Below are 14,324 nucleotides of genomic sequence, written 5' to 3' on the forward strand. Positions count from 1 at the left end.
GTCCCGTGGGTAGGACGCCGGTGAGAGGAAGCGTGAGTGTGGTGGAGCGGGCCGACGGGGCGGGGCTGCACGAGGTGGGGCCGGGGATCTTCGCCTGGGTGCAGCCGGACGGCACCTGGTGGGTGAACAACGCCGGAGCCGTGGCAGGCGACGGCGGCGTGCTGATCGTCGACACCTGCGCGACCGAGGGGCGCACCCGGCGGTTCCTCGGCGCGGTCGCCGAGGCGACCGGCGACGCCCCGGTCCGGATGGCGGTGAACACCCACCAGCACGGGGACCACTGCTACGGAAACAGCCTGCTCCCGGACGACACGGTCGTCTTCGGGCACGCGGCGATGCGAGAGGCGTTGCTGGCCGATCCGATCATCGACGGCTGCCCGCCGGCCTGGACGCCGGTGCCCGACTGGGGACACGTGACGCGCCGCCCGCCGTCGGTGGTGTTCACCTCCGAGCTGACCGTCCATCTCGGGGCGCGCCGCGTCGAGTTGCGGCACCCCGGCCACGCCGCCCACACCCCCGGGGACGTGGTGGCGTGGCTTCCCGGAGAACGGGTGCTGTTCGCCGGGGACCTGCTGTTCAACGGGCTCACGCCGCTGGTGCTGATGGGCTCGCTTGAGGGCGCGTTGCGGTCGCTGGACTGGCTGGCGGCCTTCGAGCCCGAGCACGTCGTGCCGGGACACGGGCCGCTCGCCACCGCCTCCGAGCTGCCGGAGGTCCTGGCCGCGCACGAGCGGTACTACCGGTTCGTCCTCGACACCGCCCGGGCTGGACGTGAGAACGGGCTCACCCCTCTGGCCGCCGCGCAGGCGGCCGACCTGGGCGAGTTCGCCGGATGGGCGGACGCCGAGCGCCTGGTGCTCAACCTGCACCGTGCCTACGGCGAGGCCGAAGGCGGCGAGGTGGATCTCCTCGCCGCCTTGGGCGACGCCATGACCTGGCACGGCGGGCCGCTGCCCACGTCAGTCTGACGCGGGCGTCACGACCAGCCCTGCAGGCCGGCTCCGTACGGATAGAGGGGGTTGCCGTAAGTGGTGGGGACGGTCTGGCCCGCGTCGATGCGGGCCCGGATCTCCGACCGCTGGGCGGCGGTCGCGCCCAGGTCGTAGGGGAGGTTCCAGTCCTCGACGGCGTCGGCGAGCACGTCGCCGCCGCCCGGCTTGAGGATCTGGTCGAGGCCGCGTGGGAGCTGCCACGGCAGGCGTCCGCGCGGTGTGTAGTCGCCGAACAGGAGGCTCGCCGTGGCCGGGCCGACCTCCTCACCGCCCCGGTACGTCACCACGATGGCGTCGGCCAGGCCGTTCCACTCGCTGATGACGATGGGCCGGGGGAGGGTCAGCACGATGACCACCGGAACGCCCTGGTTCTTGAAGTTCTGGATGACGGCGAGCTGGTCGGCGGGCAACTGGGGTTGCTCCTTCACCCAGGCGGTGGCGTGCGTGTAGGTCGGCTCGCCGACCGCCACGATCGCGAGCTTGGGCGAAGGACCGGTGTCCTGGTAGACGTTGACGCCCGCGGTGGCCGCCCGCGCCTTGACCGCGTCCAGCAACGTCTGCGAGCCGTACTCCTGGTGGAAGAAGCTCGTCCAGATGCAGCAGGCCGATCCGTCGGTGGCCCGCGGACCGGCGACCACGACGTTGTCGCCTGCCTTGAGCTTCACCGGCAGCACGCCGTTGTTCTTGAGCAGCGTGATGGACTCCCGGGCGGCCTGGTTGGCGAGCGCGACGTACGACGGCTGGTGGAAGCGGTAGGGACCGTTCACCGGGTCGCCGTACGGGTGCTCGAACACGCCGAGCGTGAACTTCAGGCGCAGGATCCGGGTCACCGCGTCGTTGATCCGCGCGATCGGGACACCTGCGAGGAAGGTCGCCATCGTGAACCCGGTGGCTCCGGGGTCGGCCCCGCCCATCACGTCGGAGCCGGCGTTCGCGGCCTTGACCCAGACCGAGGACGGCAGCCAGTCGGTGGTGATGAGGCCGGTGTAGCCGAGGTTGCTCCTCAGGTAGTCGAGGATCGGCTTGCTGTCGCCCGCGCCCGAGCCGCCCGGGTCGAGGTAGGAGCTCCCGGCGTAGCCCGGCATGATGTTGACGGCGCCGGCCTCCATCGCGGCCCTGAACGGGATCATGTGGTACTTGATCGTCACCGCGTCGTAGGTGATCCCCGCCTCGCCGCCCGCGCCCTCGCCCGGCCAGTGCTTGACGGTCGCCAGCACGGAGGCGGGGTTGAGCTCGGGGCCGCCCTGCAGCCCGGCCACCAGCGCGCGGACCTGGGCGGCGGCGACGTCGGCGTTCTCGCCGTTGCCCTCTTGGATGCGGGGGTAGAGGACCTTGGTGCCGACCTCGGCGAGCGGGCCGAGCACGCCACGCGCCCCGACCTCCAGCTCCTCGCGGCGCTGCATGTCGCCGAGCTTGTAGTCGAGCGCGTAGTCCTTGCCCGCCGCGAGCGCGCTCTGCAGGGGATAGGTGGTCTGGTATCCGGCGATGGTGTCGCCCGCCGAGACCGGCGGGATACCGAGCCGGGTCCCGGACGCGCCCAGCAGGACGGCGTGCAGGTCGTTCGGCAACGCCGGGCCGAAGTGCCAGCCCGAGAGCGGGTAGGTCTGGGCGTTGTAGAACATCTGGTACGCCTTCTCCTCGGGGGTCATCCTGCCGAGAAGGTCGTTGACGCGGGTTTCGACGGGCAGCCGCCAGTTCTCGTACGGCTCGATCGTGCCGTTCTTGTTGAGGTCGCGGGCGCCGTTGACGATCGGGACGCCGTCGGCGACCTGCTCGATGTCGGGCAGGTAGAGGCTGAAGGCGCGGATGTTCGACGTCGTCCTCGCGCCCGACTGGCTCACCGCGACGACGTACCACCTGTACGTCCACCGGTCGGGGATGTCCCAGGTGGGCGTGTAGCTCGTGCCGGTCGGCTCGGCGACCTTGGTGTAGAGGTCGATCAGGTTGCCCGAGGCGGTGAAGTCGTAGTCGGTGCGGCTGACGTTCAGCCAGACCTCGTAGCGCACCGCGCCGGAGACGGCCGCCCAGGAGAGCGCGGGCCGCCGGGTGTCGGTGATCATGGCCTTGTCGGCGGGGGCGGACAGCGCGAACTGGCCGGTGGTCGCCGGGGCCTTGGTGGGCGGGGACAGCAGGGGAGCGGTCGTCGCCGCCGTGTCCACGGTGCCGAAGACCTGGAACTCCCACAGCGAGTATCCGTAGCCCGTCGCGCGGGCCGTGCCGACGAAGCGGACGTAGCGGCCGTCGCCGGTGACGCTCAGGTTCTCCACGCCGCCCTTGCCGCTGGTCGTGGTGTGGATCGGCGTCCACGAGGTGCCGTTGGCGGACACCTCGATCCGGTAAGCCGTGGCGTACGCGGACTCCCAGTTGAGCGTGACACCGGTGACGTGCCCGGCGCCGCCGAGGTCGACCCGCAGCCACTGGTCGTCGGAGTACTGGCTCGACCAGCGGGTCGTCGTCCGCCCGTCGAGCGCCGCCGCCGGAGCGTTGCCGCCCTCCCAGGACGAGGCCGTCACCTGCTTGTACGCCGAGATCGGCGTCCCGCTCGGCGGCGGGTCGGTGGTGCCGCCGCTGGTGTGGACGCCGAACTCCCACAGGGAGTAGCCGTAGCCGGTGGCGCGGGCGGTGCCGTAGAGGCGGACGTAGCGGCCCGAGCCGGTGACGTCGAGGGTCTGCGTGCCGCCGGTGCCGGTGGTCGTGCTGTAGACGTCGGTCCAGGTGGTGGCGTTGTCGGACACCTGGATCCTGAAGGCCGTGGCGTAGGCCGCCTCCCACGTCAGGACGACCTTGCAGATCGTCCTGGCCGACCCGAGGTCCACCTGGAGCCACTGCGGGTCGGCGGCGGCGCTGGACCAGCGGGTGCCGGGGTCGCCGTCCACGGCCGCGGACGCGGGCGTCCCGGCGTTCTCGGTGGATGAAGCGGTCGCGGGCCGGTTCAGCGCGCTGTTGGGGCCGGTGCAGCCCGAGGACGTGCCGGTGGTGCCGTAGACCTGGAACTCCCACAGGGAGTAGCCGTAGCCGGTGGCGCGGGCGGTGCCGTAGACCCGGACGTACCGGCCGGAGCCGGTCACGTTGAGGTTCTGTACGCCGCCGGTGCCGGTGGTCGTGGAGTAGACGTCGGTCCAGGTGGCGGCGTCGGCCGACACCTGGATCTTGAACGAGGTGGCGTAGGCGGCCTCCCAGTTCAGGGTGACCTGGCTCAGCGTCGCCGTTGTGCCGAGGTCCACCTGGAGCCACTGCGGGTCGCCGAACGCGCTGGACCAGCGGGTGCCGGTGTTCCCGTCGACGGCGGCCGACGCCGGTGTGCCGGCGTTCTCCGTGGACGAGGCCGTCGCGGTCCTGCCCTGCGACAGCAGGACGGGCGCGGCGTGGGCGGGCCCGGCGACGACGCTCGCGAGCAGCGCCAGCGCCAGCGCCAGGACGAGAGGGAGCCCGCGCCGGAGCGGAAGGGTGTGCTTCATGGCGTCTCCTCCCTGCGCTACCAGCCGACCGCGACCAGCAGCCACTGCGGGTCGCCGTGCGAGATGAACGAGGACCGGCCCGCGTAGTCGTCGTAGGGGAAGCCGTAGGCGAGCTTGCCGATGGCGTGGTCGTGCCAGAACTTCGCGTAGTAGTTCGCCGGGGCGGCCTTGTAGTAGTTCGCCGCGTCCGACTGCTGGGCGTCGGACAGCCCGGCGACGTGCCGGTTCAGCGCCGCGCACATCTTCGGGGCCTCGGCGAGCGGTCCCGCGCACCCGGTGACCTGCGAGGTCGTCGCCGTCACGCCCTGCTGGGCGGCATAGCCGGTGAAGTAGTTCGCGTACGCCCCGCCGGGCTGGAAGATCGACGCGCTGCCCGGGGCCGGGATGCGGTACGGCGCCTGCACCTGGGCCAGTTGCTTGAACTCGGCGGGCACCTCGTCGATGAACCGCTGGAAGGTCGCCGCGCGGGACTCGGCGAAGGTGGCGTAGTCCTCGCCGACCGCCACGTCGTAGCCGTCGCGGGCGTGCAGGCGCATCGCGAGCTTCAGGCCGAACGCGTCCACCCGTGTCGTGTTGCCGTTGAAGACCGAAGGCCCGACGGTGAACTCGATGAAGTCGTAGTACTGACTGTTGGGGGAGCCGAGGTAGAAGTACATCCGGCCCGCCGTGTTGGCCGGCATGTCGAAGTAGGGCTGCTCGGCGATGGAGTGGACCTGGCCGTTGTAGCTCCAGTAGACCTGCGAGTCGGGGTACTGGCCGTTGGTCCGGTTGAGAATCTTGACCATGACGACGTTCCTGGCCGCCGGGATGCTCGCGGTGTCGCCCCAGAAGGCGTCGGGCGGCGGTGTCGTCGGGTCGGTCGAGCCGCCCGTGGTGTTCACGGTGAAGCTCCACAGCGAGTAGCCGTACGCGGTGGCGCGGGCGGTGCCGTAGAGGCGGACGTAGCGGCCCGAGCCGGTGACGTCGAGAGTCTGCGTGCCGCCGGTGCCGGTGGTCGTGCTGTAGACGTCGGTCCAGGTGGTGGCGTTGTCGGACACCTGGATCCTGAAGGCCGTGGCGTAGGCCGCCTCCCACGTCAGGACGACCTTGCAGATCGTCTTGACGGAGCCGAGGTCCACCTGGAGCCACTGCGGGTCGCCGAACGCGCTGGACCACCGGGTGCCGGTGTTCCCGTCGACGGCGGCCGACGCGGGGGTGGACGCGTTCTCGGCGGACGAGGCGGTCGCGGGCCTGCCCTGGGCCGCGTCGGCCGTGCCGCACCCGCTGCTCGACGTGGTGCCGTAGACCTGGAACTCCCACAGGGAGTAGCCGTACGCGGTGGCGCGGGCGGTGCCGTAGACCCGGACGTACCGCCCCGAACCGGTCACGGCGAGGGTCTGTGTGCCGCCCGTACCGCTCGTGGTGGAGTAGACGTCGGTCCAGGCCGAACCGTCGGCCGACACCTGGATTTTGAACGACCTGGCGTAGGCGGCCTCCCAGTTCAGGGTGACCTGGCTCAGCGTCGCCGTTGTGCCGAGGTCCACCTGGAGCCACTGCGGGTCGCCGAACGCGCTGGACCACCGGGTGCCGGTGTTCCCGTCGACGGCGGCGGACGCGAGGGTGGACGCGTTCTCGGTGGACGAGGCGGTCGCGGCCTTGCCCTGCGACAGCAGGACGGGCGCGGCGTGCGCCGGCCCGGACCCGGCCGTCGCCGCGACGACGCAGGCCACGACCAGGACCAGCGCGCTGAGCACGGCCGTCAGAGCGCGGCGCGTGCGATGGATCGTCGAACGCTTTCGCATGATGGCGATCTCTCTTCGGGGGGTGAACGGGGAGAGCTCTGACCAGAGAATGATCGCCTTCGAAACTTAGGTCAATACTTGAATTTAGTATGCGATGGAATGATCTTGACTCCCTTGGAAAGCAGCGGGTAAACCACCGGGTCGTACGAGGCCGGGGCCGGCCGGCTGGTCGGCCGGCCGGCCCCGGGTTGTGCTCAGCGGCAGCCGGCCGCGGTGTAGGCCGCGTCGTAGGACGTGGCGACCTGCTTGCCGCCGATCGTCGCGGTGCCCTTGACGGTTACCGTGCCGGCGTCGATCTGGGCGGCCCGGGTGTTGAAGGACTGGTAGGCCTGCTTGCCCGGGGCCACGTCGGCCACGGTCTTGGAACCGTACGGAGTGGTCAGCTCCACGGTCGCCGGCACATCACCGTTGTTGACGGCCGTGACCGCCAGGTACGCCGAGGTGCCGATGCAGCGGGAGGAGGCCGTCACGGTCAGCTCGACCTTCGGAGAGCCGTCCTTGCCGCGGACGAGGGTGAAGTCGTCCACGTCGAAGTCGGCCCCGGTGAACACCAGGTAGAGCTTCACGCTCCCGGAGGGGACGTTCGTGAGCTCCGTGGAGACGTCCGCGTACGATTCCCAGCCACCGGTGTTCGGCACGGTGACGCTGCCGAGCACCGGGCCGGTCGGAGAGCCGGTCCGGATCTCGAAGCCGCCGCTCGGGGTGGGCGAGGCCACCCGGGCGGTGAACCGGGTGACGCCGGTGAGGTCCACGCCGTCGTACGCCGCCCAGTCGCCGGGGTTGACGTACCCGAGCACGGTGCCGCCGTGCGCGGGGGCGTGGGGGTAGGTGTCGACGCCGTTCGCCTCGGTCCAGCTCTCGGCCTGGACGGTGACGTCGCCCTGCGCCGGGTCGAGCTCCTTGACCCGGATGTTCCGGAACGCCACCTCGTCGCCGTCGCCGTGGTTCTGGATGCCCACGTAGCCCTGCTGGAGGGACCGCTTCGGGTCGGTGTTGACGAAGTCGTTGATCTTCACGCCGTTCAGGAAGATCTGCAGGCGCTCGCCCTCCACCCGGAGCTCGTAGGTGTTCCACTGCCCCGGCGGGTTGAGCGCGGCGTCACGGGCCTTGAGGTCCGCCGACTGGAAGCCGTAGACCGACCCGGTCGTCTTCTCCGGGGCGTCCGTGGCGTCGATCTGGATCTCGTAGCCGTTGTCGACCGCCGACCACGGGTCGTCGGAGGCGGGGAAGCCCACGAAGACGCCCGCGTTGTCGTCGCCGCGCATCTTCCAGTCGAGCTTGAGCGAGTAGGAGTGGAACTCCTTCGCCTTGTACCAGAACAGCCCCAGGCCGCCGTGCGAGGTCAGGGTGCCGTCGGCGTTCGTGAATCCGCCGGGCCCGGCCTGCTGCCAGCCGGTGGTGTCGCCGTCGTAGAGCGTCGTGTAGCCGGTCTCGGGACGGCAGTCGGCCTTGAGGTCGCCCATGGCGTACCTGATGCCGCCGAGCAGGTGCTGCCGGAACTCCGGCTCGGAGAACGAGGACGCCGTGTGCCCGCCGCCCGTGTAGAACGACCGGCCGCCCTGATACTCCTTGCACCAGGCGATCGGGTGGTCCTCGCCCATCTTGCCGCCCGAGTACGACTTCTCGTCGAGCGAGGCCAGCACGTGGGCGGTGGTGCGGGCGTTGGAGCGGTAGTCGTACCACTCGTCGGTGCGGGTCCACGTCGGCCCGAGGTGGGCGGTCGCCGGGTGGGCCCGGTCCTCCACCTTCACGGTCGCCTGCTGGACGGCGGGGTGCGAGGCGAACCACGCCCCGACCAGGCCGCCGTAGAACGGCCAGTCATACTCGGTGTCGGCCGCCGCGTGGATGCCCACGTAGCCGCCGCCCGCCTTGACGTACGACTCGAAGGCCGCCTGCTGGGCGTCGTTCAGCACGTCGCCCGTGGTGCTGAGGAACACCACGGCCTTGTACTTGGCCAGGTTCTGGGCGGTGAAGACGGCCGGGTCCTCGGTCGCGGTGACCTTGAAGCCCAGGTCCTTGATGGCCTGGATGCCGGCCGGGATCGAGTCGTGCCGGAAGCCGGCCGTACGCGAGAAGACCAGGACCTCGCCCTCGGCGCCGCCGCCCGTGGTCGTCGAGGTCGTCCACTTCTGCGCGTTGCCGCCGTCACAGGTCTTGATGACCATCTGTCCGGTGTTCGAGCCGTCGAGGCACTTGCCGGACTGCGGGTTCTTGATCGTGCCGTCCGTCCCGATGGTCCAGACCTGCGCGCCGACATTGGCGACGCAGTCCCAGATCTGCACCCGCGTGCCGTCGGCGGTGCCGCCGTTGGACACGTCGAGGCACTTGCCGAGCGATCGGAGCGTGGAGCCGTCGACGCTCCAGACCTGGGCTCCGGTGCCGTTGCACTGGTAGAGCTGCACGTTGGTGCCGTTGGCCGGGTCGGCGTTCGCGACGTCGAGGCACAGGCCGCCGGCGTTGACGATCGGTCCCGGGCTTCCGCCCGCGGGCGGCTCGGCCGTCAGCGTGAAGTCGTCCACGTCGAACAGCGCGCCGTCGTTGCCCTTGAAGAGCAGGAAGAGCTCGGTCGTCCCCGCCGGGGCGTTCGACAGCGGCGCGGAGACGTCGGTGAACGTCTCCCAGCCTCCGGTGACGGGCACGCTCACCTTGCCCAGCAGGGTGCCGGTCGGCGATCCCGTGCGGACCTCGATGGTGCCGCCCTTCCCGCCGGACGAGACGCGGGCGGCGATTCCCTTGGCCTTGCTCAGCTCGTAGGGCTTGAAGGAGATCCAGTCGCCGTTGTTGACGTCGCCGACGGTCTTGCCGCCGTGCGCCTGCGACTTGCTGATCGGGTTGACGCCCGAGGAGGCCGCGTAGTGCTCGGCCTGGCGGTGCCGCGGCTGCAGGATGTGCTGGGTGTGGGTGGTCAGCCCGCCCTTGTCGGTGTATTCGGCGTCGAACACCGCGAAGATGTTCGCCGCGTCGTCGTGCTCTCCGTCGACCGGGATGGTCAGCTCGCCGGAGCAGCCGTTCTTCGAGCTGATCTGGTGGCCGTGGCTGTCGTGGCCCAGCACGTAGGTCATCTTGACCTTCGTGCAGTCGACGTCGCCGTCCTCGGGATCGGTGACCTTGATCGTGAAGGGGACCGAGTCGCCCCACTGGAACAGGCTGCCCGCCGTGGGCGTCTCGATGGTCACGGTCGGCGCGGTGTTGCCCGCCGTGACGACCACGCTGGCGCTGCCGCTGTTGCCCGCGGGGTCGCGCACCGTGAGCGTCGCGGTGTACGTGCCGTCCTTGTCGTACGTCTTGACCGGATTCGCCTCGGTGGAGGTGGTGCCGTCGCCGAAGTCCCAGGAGTACGTGAGCGTCGCGCCCTCGGGGTCGGCGGAGCCGGCCGAGGAGAACGTGACTGTGAGCGGCGTCCTGCCCGAGGTCTTGTCGGCCTTGGCCACCGCGATCGGGGAACGGTCACGGCCCTTGACGTACTCGAAGCGATACAACGCCGAGTTGGCGTCGCCGTTGAAGTAGCCGGTGCCGTAGTCGAGCACGTACAGCGCGCCGTCCGGGCCGAACGCCAGGTCCATCACCTGCGTGCCGGTCCACGGGAAGTCGGTGATGTCGCCGCGCGTCCCGTCGGCCTGCACGTCGATCGCCTTGATCCACCTGCGGCCGAACTCGCCGGCGAACAGGTGGCCGTCCAGGTCCTGCGGGAACTTGACCGCGGAGTTGAGCGCGGCGTCGTAGTGGTAGACCGGCCCGCCCATGGGGGACTCGGAGCCGCCGCCGAACTCGGGCGGGGAGCCGGCGTCGCCGCCGTACCTGATCCACGCGGGCTGGGCGGGCGGCAGCGTGCGCCGGCCGGTGTTGCGTGGAGAGGCGTTGACCGGGCCGCCGGCACAGTCGTACTTCGCCCCGGAGGGTCCGGAGGGGAAGGTGAACGCGTTGTAGGTCTCGACCGGCGTGTTGGTGCCCGTGCAGTAGGGCCAGCCGTAGTTGCCGGGGCGGGCGACCCGGTTGAACTCGACCTGGCCGCTCGGCCCGCGGTTGGGGTCGGTGCTGCCGGCGTCGGGGCCGTAGTCGCCGACGTAGACGACGCCGGTGGCCTTGTCGACGCTCAGCCGGAACGGGTTGCGGAAGCCCATCGCGTAGATCTCGGGCCGGGTGTTCGGGGTGCCCGCGGGGAACAGGTTGCCCTCGGGGATGTCGTAGGTCCCGTCCGGTTTGACCTTGATGCGAAGGATCTTGCCGCGCAGGTCGTCGGTGTTGCCCGCGCTGCGCTGGGCGTCGTACGCCGGGTTGCGGTCGGGCCGCTCGTCGATCGGGGCGTAGCCCGACGAGTCGAAGGGGTTGCTGTCGTCGCCGGTCGACAGGTAGAGGTTGCCGGCGGCGTCGAAGTCCATGTCGCCGCCCACATGGCAGCAGATGCCGCGGTCGGCCGGCACATCGAGGATCTTGACCTCGCTGGCCTTGTCCAGCGTCCAGTCGGGCTTGACGGTGAACCTCGACAGCCGGTTCACGCCCTTCCAGGCCGAGAAGTCGGACGCGGTGGCCGGGGCGTCTCCGTCGGGGGTGTCGAGACGGGGAGCGTAGTAGAGGTAGATGAACCGGTTCGTCGCGAAGCCCGGGTCGGCGGCGACTCCCTGAAGCCCTTCTTCGTCGTGGGAGTAGACGTTCAGCGTGCCGACCACGGTGGTGTCGCCGCGCGCGTCGGTGCGCCGCAGCACGCCCTCGCGAGCGGTGTGCAGCACCGACAGGTCGGGCAGCACGGTCATCGTCATCGGCTCGCCCATCTCGGCGACGCCCCTGGCCAGCTCCACGCGCTGGTAGTCGGCGGCGTCGACGGGCGCCGCCTGCGCGGGCGCGGCCGGGGCGAGCACGGTCAGGCCCGTGAAGGCCAGGATTAGGGCGCAGGTCTGCGCGATCCGTTTTCTGGCGCGATCGGTCGGCCACCTGGGGGGCATGGCGGACCTCCCTTTCCCTTGGTGCGGTGCGGGCCGCTGCACGGTCGTGGGCACGCGTTCGCTTCACAAACCGGCCGCGTAGCGGTGATTCGCCCCGAAGGTAAGCCCCTTTTGGGGAATTGTGAAGATAGTTTCGGCAAAACGGCTGAGCTTTCGTTACCTTGTGACGAAAGTTCCGTGGATGGCGGACGAGGTCATCACGACCGGCCTGTGGCGTCCTGGGTAGATGCCGGGGCATGGTCTTCATGCCGTCGGGACGGGTCGAGCAGCCGGTGATGCACCACCGCTGGGCCGACATCACCTTCATCCACTGGCGGTATCCGCCCGAGGTCGTGCAGGGGTTCCTGCCGGACGGGCTCGCCGTGGACACCTTCGAGGGGTCCGCGTACGTCGGGATCACGCCGTTCCTCATGCGGGACGTGCGGGTGCCCGGCCTGCCGCCGCTGCCGTGGCTGTCGCGGTTCCCCGAGACCAACGTGCGGACGTACGCGCGGGACGCGCGGGGGCGCGGCGGCCTGTGGTTCCTGTCGCTGGACGCCGGGAGGCTCCCCGCCGTGCTGGGCGCCCGGGCCGGTTACGGGCTGCCGTACTACTGGTCCCGCATGTCCGTGAGCGGCGCGGGGGCGCGGCGCAGCTACCGCTGCCGGCGCCTCTGGCCGGGCCACGCGGGCGTGCGGTGCGACGCGGACGTCGACCTCGGCGCGCCGGTGACGGAGGCCGGGCGGAGCGGGCTCGCCGACTTCCTGGTCGAGCGGTACCGGCTCTTCACGGTCGTCGCCGGGCGGCTGGCCACCGCCGAGGTCGAGCACCCGCGCTGGCCCCTGCACCACGCCCGGACGGCCGGGCTGGAGCAGGGGCTGCTGCGGGCGGTCGGCCTGCCCGACCCGGGGCACGACCCGATCGTCCACGCGTCGCCCGGCGTGTCCGTACGGATCGGCATGTGGCGGCCGGTGCCGGCGGCCTGACCAGCGGGCGCCGTCAGCGGCGGAGCCGGTCGATCCGCTCCGCGACGAGGGACGCCATGACACGCTGTCCCTGCTGGTTGGGGTGCGCGGGCGCGACCCCGGCGGCCACGACGAGCGGTTCGACGAAACGCGCGTCGCCCGCGCACATGTCGTGCCCGATCGTCGGCGTGTACGTGTCGACGTAGACCGCGCCGCCCCGCCGGGCCTGCTGCCGGAGCATCCCGTTGAGCCGTTTCACCGTGTCCCGCAGGTAGGGGAAGTCGCCCCTGGCGAAGGGGACGACCGAGGGGCATGCGGCCCCGCTCTCGGGAAGCAGGGCGGGGTAGCCGACCAGCATGACCGTCGCCCGGGGGCTGCGCCGCCTGACGTCGGCCAGCATCGCGGCGATCCGGGGCGACAGGGCCCTGATGCGGCGGGCGAGTTCGTCGTGTCCGCTCTTCGCGTACTCCGCCCGGCACGGGCTGCCGGCGGGGTCGGACCGCGCGGCGGAGACACAGGTGCCGATGATGCCGGAGAAGCCGATGTCGTTGCCGCCGATGGTCACCGTGACCAGGGTCGTGTTCCTCGACAGGGCGCGTAACTGCGGGGCCTTGGCGCCCTGCCGGTGCCACAGGTCGCGGGTGGTCGCGCCGCCGCAGGTGACGTCCCGGAAGGTGCGGGAGCCGTACGACCGGGCGAGCACCGACGGGTAGTTGAGGCCGGAGCGCGCGCACTGCGGGTCCGTGGGGTCCGGCAGCCCCGCCCCGGACGCGTACGAGTCGCCGAGGGCGACGTAACGCGCGGTGACGGCGGTGCCGGCCGTGGAAGCGGTGGAGGCGGCGGCGACGGTGGCGGTGGCGGGCAGGAGTGGGGAGACCGAGGCGGCGAGCAGCGCGGCCGTCGCCGCGGTACGCCGAACGGAGCGTGGGGTGATGCCGAGGGCCACTGGGGAGCTCCATGGTCGGTTGCCGGTTGTGGGGTCGCTGTTGGACGCCCAGCTGGAGCCCCGGGTTCGCCTCGTCCGTCACCGCGACACCGCGCGCGGCCGGGCTGTGGTTCCGGCTGCGGTCAGGCGCGCGGCTCCTCGAACCGGTCGAGATAGGCGGTGTACCAGGCGCGTTCCTCCTCCAGCTGCGCGTGGCGGCCGGTGTAGACGTGGTCGAACAAGGCGTCCACCGGCGGATCCGGCATGGCGATGACGCCCTCGCGCAGTTCCATGGCGAGCCGGTCGCCCTCCTCGTCGACCTCCCGGAAGAACGCGTCGTCGGCCAGGCCCTCGCGCAGGAGGAACGCCCGCATCCGCGCGATCGGGTCCTTCTTCCGCCACTCCTCCACCTCCTCGGCCGGGCGGTACCGCCCCGGGTCGTCGGAGGTGGTGTGCGGGCCCATCCGGTAGGTGTGGGCCTCGATGAGGAACGGCCCGTCGCCCCGGCGTACGTGCTCCAGGGCGGCCCTGGTCACGGCGAGGCAGGCCAGCACGTCGTTGCCGTCCACGCGCACGCCGGGGAAGCCGTAGCCCTGCGCCCGGCGGTGGATCGGCGTCCGGCTCTGCCGGTCCACGGGGTGGGAGATGGCCCACTGGTTGTTCTGGCAGAAGAAGACGACCGGCGCGTCGTAGACGGCGGCGAAGTTGAACGCCTCGCTCACGTCCCCCTCGCTCGCGGCGCCGTCGCCGAAGTACGCCACGACGGCCGAGGAGTCGCCGTCCCGGCGCATCCCTATCGCGTAACCCACGGCGTGCAGGGTCTGCGCGCCGAGGACGATCGTGTAGAGGTGGAAGCCGGTGTGGCGGGGGTCCCAGCCGCCGTTCGTCGTGCCGCGCAGCATCCCCATGAGCGTGAGCGGAGGGATGTCCCGGCACCAGGCGACGCCGTGCTCCCGGTAGGAGGGGAACACGTGGTCGTCCGGCTCAAGCGCGCGGCCCGAGCCGATCTGCGCGGCCTCCTGCCCCAGGCAGGGGATCCACATGCCCAGCTCACCCAGGCGCTGGAGGGCGAAGGCCTCCCGGTCCAGCCGCCGTACCAGCGTCATGTCGCGGTACAGCCCTCGGTACTGGCTCTTCGACAGGTCCAGGTCGTACCCGGGGTGCACGACACGTTCGCCTTCCGGCGTGAGCAACTGGACCAGATCTTCGGCCTCGTCCTGGCGCCGCACGTCGTCTCCTCTCTGAGAACGGTGAAGAACGCGAAGGACAATCATCGCGGGTGCC

7 protein-coding genes are annotated in these 14,324 nt (G+C 71.1%); 2 read left to right on the forward strand and 5 right to left on the reverse strand.

The annotated features are described in order from the left end of the window. Window positions 1-32 precede the first annotated feature (32 nt). Entirely contained in the window at window positions 33-968 is a 936-nt protein-coding gene (locus HHX40_RS25295) for an MBL fold metallo-hydrolase (protein ID WP_310738268.1), read from the forward strand. Window positions 969-976: 8 nt separating this feature from the next. Here the strand turns inward: HHX40_RS25295 and HHX40_RS25300 are convergent, their stop codons facing one another. From HHX40_RS25300 to HHX40_RS37880, 3 genes are all read right to left on the reverse strand, one after another. Further along, window positions 977-4,450 (reverse strand): discoidin domain-containing protein, encoded by a 3,474-nt coding sequence (locus HHX40_RS25300; RefSeq protein WP_182882607.1) that lies wholly within the window; start codon window positions 4,448-4,450, stop codon window positions 977-979. Between the two features lie 17 nt (window positions 4,451-4,467). Further along, window positions 4,468-6,231 (reverse strand): discoidin domain-containing protein, encoded by a 1,764-nt coding sequence (locus tag HHX40_RS37875; RefSeq protein ID WP_182882608.1) that lies wholly within the window; start codon window positions 6,229-6,231, stop codon window positions 4,468-4,470. Between the two features lie 194 nt (window positions 6,232-6,425). After that, a complete protein-coding gene (locus tag HHX40_RS37880) occupies window positions 6,426-11,171 on the reverse strand; it encodes a ThuA domain-containing protein (RefSeq protein WP_182882609.1) in 4,746 nt (1,581 codons plus the stop codon). A 236-nt stretch (window positions 11,172-11,407) separates the two neighbouring features. On the opposite strand from HHX40_RS37880, the gene HHX40_RS25315 reads away from it, so the two are divergent. Further along, window positions 11,408-12,136 (forward strand): YqjF family protein, encoded by a 729-nt coding sequence (locus HHX40_RS25315; protein WP_182882610.1) that lies wholly within the window; start codon window positions 11,408-11,410, stop codon window positions 12,134-12,136. Window positions 12,137-12,149: 13 nt separating this feature from the next. On the opposite strand, the gene HHX40_RS25320 is transcribed toward HHX40_RS25315, so the two are convergent. Both HHX40_RS25320 and pdhA read right to left on the reverse strand, forming a co-directional pair. Further along, window positions 12,150-13,061 carry an SGNH/GDSL hydrolase family protein gene (locus tag HHX40_RS25320; RefSeq protein ID WP_182882611.1) on the reverse strand — a complete coding sequence of 304 codons (912 nt, stop codon included), beginning with the start codon at window positions 13,059-13,061 and terminating at the stop codon, window positions 12,150-12,152. Window positions 13,062-13,183: 122 nt separating this feature from the next. Next, window positions 13,184-14,314 carry a pyruvate dehydrogenase (acetyl-transferring) E1 component subunit alpha gene (pdhA, locus tag HHX40_RS25325; protein WP_182882612.1) on the reverse strand — a complete coding sequence of 377 codons (1,131 nt, stop codon included), beginning with the start codon at window positions 14,312-14,314 and terminating at the stop codon, window positions 13,184-13,186. Window positions 14,315-14,324: the final 10 nt, after the last annotated feature.

This window comes from Microbispora sp. H10949 (assembly GCF_014161435.1).
Classification (GTDB): domain Bacteria; phylum Actinomycetota; class Actinomycetes; order Streptosporangiales; family Streptosporangiaceae; genus Microbispora; species Microbispora triticiradicis.

What these genes read in the sequence shown, in the direction of transcription:
- HHX40_RS25315 (WP_182882610.1), top strand. Translation starts at nt 11,408, where the DNA reads ATGGTCTTCATGCCGTCGGGACGGGTCGAGCAGCCGGTGATGCACCAC.
- HHX40_RS25300 (WP_182882607.1), bottom strand. Translation starts at nt 4,450, where the DNA reads ATGAAGCACACCCTTCCGCTCCGGCGCGGGCTCCCTCTCGTCCTGGCG.
- HHX40_RS37875 (WP_182882608.1), bottom strand. Translation starts at nt 6,231, where the DNA reads ATGCGAAAGCGTTCGACGATCCATCGCACGCGCCGCGCTCTGACGGCC.
- HHX40_RS37880 (WP_182882609.1), bottom strand. Translation starts at nt 11,171, where the DNA reads ATGCCCCCCAGGTGGCCGACCGATCGCGCCAGAAAACGGATCGCGCAG.
- pdhA (WP_182882612.1), bottom strand. Translation starts at nt 14,314, where the DNA reads ATGATTGTCCTTCGCGTTCTTCACCGTTCTCAGAGAGGAGACGACGTG.